Source organism: uncultured Agitococcus sp. (genome assembly GCF_937920075.1).
Taxonomy (GTDB): domain Bacteria; phylum Pseudomonadota; class Gammaproteobacteria; order Pseudomonadales; family Moraxellaceae; genus Agitococcus.
The window spans coordinates 1-5602 of record NZ_CALETI010000446.1; the positions used below are offsets into that span (position 1 = coordinate 1).

At 39.7% G+C, this 5602-nt stretch carries 3 protein-coding genes; all 3 read left to right on the forward strand.

Annotated features, from left to right (window positions below):
- Nucleotides 1-148: 148 nt before the first annotated feature.
- The 3 genes from ovoA (at nucleotide 149) to Q0212_RS15225 (ending at nucleotide 5539) form a co-directional block, all read left to right on the forward strand.
- Nucleotides 149-2260, forward strand: coding sequence for a 5-histidylcysteine sulfoxide synthase (gene ovoA / locus Q0212_RS15215; RefSeq protein ID WP_297927083.1), 2112 nt, complete (start codon nucleotides 149-151; stop codon nucleotides 2258-2260).
- Complete coding sequence (locus Q0212_RS15220; RefSeq protein WP_297927085.1) at nucleotides 2257-3420, forward strand: MalY/PatB family protein; 1164 nt, start codon at nucleotides 2257-2259, stop codon at nucleotides 3418-3420. Before ovoA ends, Q0212_RS15220 begins: the two co-directional genes overlap by 4 nt.
- Before the next feature lie 148 nt (nucleotides 3421-3568).
- Entirely contained in the window at nucleotides 3569-5539 is a 1971-nt protein-coding gene (locus Q0212_RS15225; protein WP_297927087.1) for a DUF262 domain-containing protein, read from the forward strand.
- The last annotated feature ends 63 nt before the right edge of the window (nucleotides 5540-5602 follow it).

A 5602-nucleotide genomic window follows, 5' to 3' on the forward strand; every position in this document is an offset into this window, starting at 1 on the left:
TGCTGATTTGTGCCAAATCGCAAGGGGTTGATAAGCTGTCGTGTCACCGCCTTATGTCCTCGGCCTAAAGGCGCGAGGTTTTACGGCGAGTTTGATAAAATATCTTTCTATTACAAAGTATTTATTCAAAAGAAAAATTGAGAACATTATGGACACGCCTTTATTTTCACGCACACCCTTATTAACAGGTCACGATGTAGAAAGCACACGCCAAGAAATGTTGCTTTACTTCTTAGACACGTTTAACCGTTATGAATCACTGTTTGAGTGCTTGGCCAACGAAGAAGCCTACTACAAAAAACCGATTAGTCTCCGTCATCCCTTAATTTTTTATTTAGGTCATACCGCGACTTTTTTTGTCAACAAACTGTTATTAGTGCATTTAATTGACCAACGCATTAACCCACGTTTTGAGTCAATGTTTGCCGTCGGTGTGGATGAAATGAGTTGGGACGACCTTAACGATGCCCATTATGACTGGCCAAGCGTTAATGAGGTTAAAGCCTATCGTCAAAAAATACGCAACCTCGTCAGTCAACTGATTCAAGAAGCACCACTCGCCTTACCCATTAATTGGCAAAATCCGTGGTGGGCAATCATCATGGGCATAGAACACGAACGGATTCATCTCGAAACCTCCTCGGTATTAATTCGCCAACATCAACTGGCTTATGTTAAACCACACCCTGCATGGCAAGCACACCGCCAAACAGCTCAAGCACCCAACAATGAGTTAGTCACCATTCCAGCAGGCCAAGTCACGTTGGGTAAAAGCAAAGACGATGCCTATTATGGTTGGGACAATGAATATGGCCAACATCATGCCGATGTCGCTAGCTTTCAAGCCAGTCGTTATTTAGTCAGTAATCAGGAGTTTTTAGCCTTTGTTGCCGACAATGGTTATCAACAAGCGGCTTATTGGAGCGAAGAAGGTTGGGCATGGCGTGAGTTTGCCCAAGCACAATACCCCACTTTTTGGCGTAAACAAGGTCACGATTGGCAATTACGCTTAATGACCGAAGAAATCCCCATGCCTTGGGATTGGCCTGTCGAAGTGAATTATCATGAAGCCAAAGCCTTTTGTCAGTGGTTAAGCCAACAACAGCAACAACAAATTCGTTTACCCAGTGAAGACGAATGGCAACGCCTGTACCAACATGCCCAACTTGACCACCCTTCTGCCAGTCAACGTTGTCAGGCGAACTTACATTTAGATTATGCAGCGTCGGCTTGTCCTGTCACGCAGTTTCAGCATGGCGAATTGTTTGATGTCGTGGGTAATGTGTGGCAATGGACAGAAACGCCCACTTATCCGTTTACAGGTTTTGATGTACATCCGATTTATGATGACTTTACTACCCCCACCTTTGACGACCGCCACAACCTAATCAAAGGCGGCTCATGGATTTCTTGTGGCAACGAAAGCCATCACAACTCACGTTATGCTTTCCGCCGTCACTTTTTTCAACACGCAGGCTTTAGATATATTGTTGCTGACCATCAACCATTCGCAGTCAGCTCGCGTTATGAAACCGACAAATTAATGTCCGAATATGCCGAATTTCATTATGGTGATAACTATTTTGGTGTTGCCAACTTTAGCCAAAGTCTTGCCCAACTGGCCATTGCACAAATGGGCAATCGCCCTGCTCGCCATGCCCTTGATTTAGGTTGCGCCTCTGGTCGCGCCAGTTTTGAATTAGCCAAACATTTTCACCAAGTCACTGGCATTGATTTTTCGGCACGTTTTATTCAACAAGGCGTACAATTGGCCGAACAAGGGGTTTTACGTTATGCGATATGTGAAGAAGGCGAATTGGTCAGCTACAAAGAGCGACAATTACGCGATGTAGACTTGCATCATGTGCGCCATAAAGTCAGTTTTTATCAAGGTGATGCCTGTAATCTCAAAGCCCAATTTACCGACTATGACCTCATTTTTGCCGCCAATTTAATTGACCGTTTATATGACCCCGCCAAATTTTTAAGCACGATTCATCAACGCTTAACCACGGGTGGTGTATTAATGATTGCTTCACCCTATACATGGTTAGAAGAACATACACCACGCGCCAACTGGCTAGGCGGCTTCAAAAAAGATGGCGAAAGTTTTAGCACCTTTGATGGTTTAAGCGCGATACTTAGCAAACACTTTAGATTAATAACCGAACCGCAAGCTGTGCCGTTTGTGATTAGAGAAACCAAACGTAAATTTCAACATAGTATGTCGGAAGTGAGTTTTTGGGAACGTATTCAATGAGTTATAATTTTGACCAAATCTTAAACCACCATCAGCAAAACAGCATTAAGCACAATGCCAATCGCCAGTTTTTTGGCACAGACGATGTATTGCCGTTGTGGGTGGCAGATATGGATTTTGCCGTTGCACCTGCGATTAGCCAAGCGATTCAACAGCGCAGCCAATATCCGATTTTTGGTTATACGTTTTATCCCGAAACGATGTATCAGGCGTTAATTAACTGGTTTAGTCAACGTCATGGCTGGCAGATTAATCGCCAACAGATCATTATGACCAATGGTGTGGTGACAGCGATTCATGCGGTCATTCAAGCACTGACACAAATTGGCGATAAAATCATTATTCAACCACCTGTTTATCCACCATTTTTTTCGAGTGTCACCACTTGCCAACGGCAACTCTTGCTCAATCCTTTACGTTATCAAGATAATGATTATGTTATAGATTTTGAGCATTTAGAAGATTGCGCTCAGCAAGGCGCAAAAATGTTGATTTTTTGCTCGCCTCACAACCCTGTGGGTCGAGTGTGGACAAAAGCCGAATTGGAGCAACTGTTAAGCATTGCACGCCGTTATCAACTGATTATTTTAAGTGACGAAATTCATGCCGATTTAGTCTATCAACCGCATCAACATATTCCCTTAGCGACTTTAGCGCATGAAGATGATGTGCTTGTTACCGCGATTGCACCCAGTAAAAGTTTTAATATTGCAGGTTTAATGTTATCAAGTTTGGTGGTGAGCCATGCACCAAGCCAACAGGCCATCAATCAGGTGTTACAGGGTTTACATTTAGGCAATTCTAACCCTTTTAGTATTGTTGCTTTTGAGGCGGCTTATGCACATGGGGCTGATTGGCTTAATGCTGTGTTAGGCTATTTGCAAGCCAACCGTGATTTTGCCCTAGATTTTATCGCACAACATTGCCCACGTTTAAGCGCAATTTCACCACAAGGCACATATTTATTATGGCTAAATTGTCAGCAATTGGGCTTAAATAATCAGCAGTTACGGCAATTATTTACCCATCAAGCCAAAGTTGCACTCAATGCAGGTGATACTTTTGGTGAGGTCGGTAGTGGTTTTATGCGGTTAAATTTTGCCTTGCCTAGAGTGCAGTTGGAGGAAGCGTTGGGGAGGATAAAGGGAGTTATTGGCTAACTTTCTAATAAGTGGCCTGTATGAAGCGTAGCGGAATAGAGGAAAAATATCGTCTTGTGCTACGCTATAGTTTATATAGGCTAAAATACTATTGAGCAAAAAGATAGGACTGTGATATAAAATATAAAAATCAAAAGGATACAATTAAATGAAAGCATCAGAAACAAAACTACAACCTATTATTGAAGGCACAAAACAATATGTTGTACCACTATTTCAGCGTCCTTACAGTTGGGATAAAAGAGAGTGGAAAATTTTATGGGAAGATTTAGAATGGTTAGCCGATAATCCTGAACATAAAAGTCATTTTATTGGCTCTTTAGTAACAATGCCTACTAGCAATCAACCCGAAAGTGTGACCAAATATTTATTAATTGATGGCCAACAAAGGGTTACAACTATTTTTATTTTGCTAACTTTGCTTAGAGACTTAGCAAAACAGCAACAAATTGATTTATATCAAGAAATAGAACAGACACTCTTGTTTAATGCGTTTAAAAAAGGCCACGAACATTATAAGCTCTTGCCTACTCAGTCTGATAGAGAAGAGTTTTTTAGTTTATTAAAGTCCGAATCTACAGAAAAGCAATCTCAGATTTCCTTGTGTTATCAGTTTTTTGAAAAAGAACTCAAGAAAAATAAAGCCATACAAATTGATAGCCTATTTGAAATCATAAAATCCCGCTTATCAGTCGTTAGCATTGTTCTTGATTATGATGATAATCCTCATTTAGTTTTTGAAAGTCTAAATGCAAAAGGACGACCACTCACACAAGCAGACTTAATTCGTAACTATTTCTTAATGCGAATTCCTGTAGAGATACAAGAAGAGTCGTATGAAAAGTATTGGAGGCCGATGCAAGCAAATCTGGGCGATAGTCTGACAGAGTTTGTTCGTCATTATTTGATGAAAAGTGGCGCACTCGTTAAACAAAGCGATGTTTATTTTACGCTAAAGGATAAAATTGGCTCAAATGATGCGTTGGCTACATTAAAAGATATGGCAAAGTTTGCGAGCTATTACCACAAAATTTTGAATCCTCAATTTGAAGCTAATGAGGTTTTACAAACGGCACTTGAAGAACTAACCAGTTTGGATGTAGGTACTGCTTATCCATTTTTATTAAACTGTTATGATGATTATCAACAAGATTCTATGTCTGTGTCCATTTTTTTGCAAATTATTGAATTATTGGAAAATTTTATTATTAGACGATTTATATGTAATACTCCAACAAGCCAATTAAATAAAATATTCCCTATATTATATGCTCAAGCTATGGCATTAAGTCCAAATGATATTTTAAACGGTCTTAAAATATTTTTACAAAATAAAAGCTATCCTAAAGATGCTGAAATTTTGCAAAGAATGGTCTCTGATAAAATGTACGGAGCTGGCGACAGATTAAATAAAGCAAAGTTTATTTTGAAACGGCTTGAGCAACACTTTGGCCATAAAGAAAAAGTTGATGTTAGTAATTTAACCATTGAGCATATTATGCCTCAAACGCTAAGCAAAGAATGGCAAGAGAGCATGGGGCAGGATTACCAAACAGACCACGATTTGTATTTGCATGTCATTGGCAATTTAACACTAACGGCTTATAACTCAGAGTTGTCTAATAGTAGTTTTGCAAAGAAAAAAGAACTGCTCAAGCAAAGTCATCTTGATATCAATAAATATTTTGCTAATTGTGAGTCTTGGACAAAGCACGAAATTGAAGCTCGTTCAGGGTATTTAGCTGAGATTGCATTAAAAGTATGGCCTTATTTCGGTGATGCTAATAAAACAACTGATAAAAAAGATGTCACAGGTAAAACCCCTAAGAGTGTCACTATCTTAGGACAAAGCTTTCCCGTGTCTTCATGGCGTGATGTGGAGGTATGTAGCCTAAATACCCTTCTCGATTTAGAACCAGACTTATTTGCCAAATTACAAAAAGATTACCCCAATTTTATAGGCTCTGACTCTTTAAGATTCCGAAATCATCGGCAGTTAAAAAATGGTTTATATATTGAAATGAATCTTTCTGCTCAAGCAATATATCGCTTTTGTACTCAGGCTTTTGAATCTATTGATTTGTCGTCTGATGATTGGTTTGTTGAGTTCGTTGAGTAAATTGTAAAGGCGAACTCAGATAAATATCGTAAGCCTGTATGCAGCGTAGCGGAATACAGGAAA

Coding starts and splice junctions, on each gene's coding strand:
- ovoA (WP_297927083.1), top strand. CDS start 149: ATGGACACGCCTTTATTTTCACGCACACCCTTATTAACAGGTCACGAT.
- Q0212_RS15225 (WP_297927087.1), top strand. CDS start 3,569: ATGAAAGCATCAGAAACAAAACTACAACCTATTATTGAAGGCACAAAA.
- Q0212_RS15220 (WP_297927085.1), top strand. CDS start 2,257: ATGAGTTATAATTTTGACCAAATCTTAAACCACCATCAGCAAAACAGC.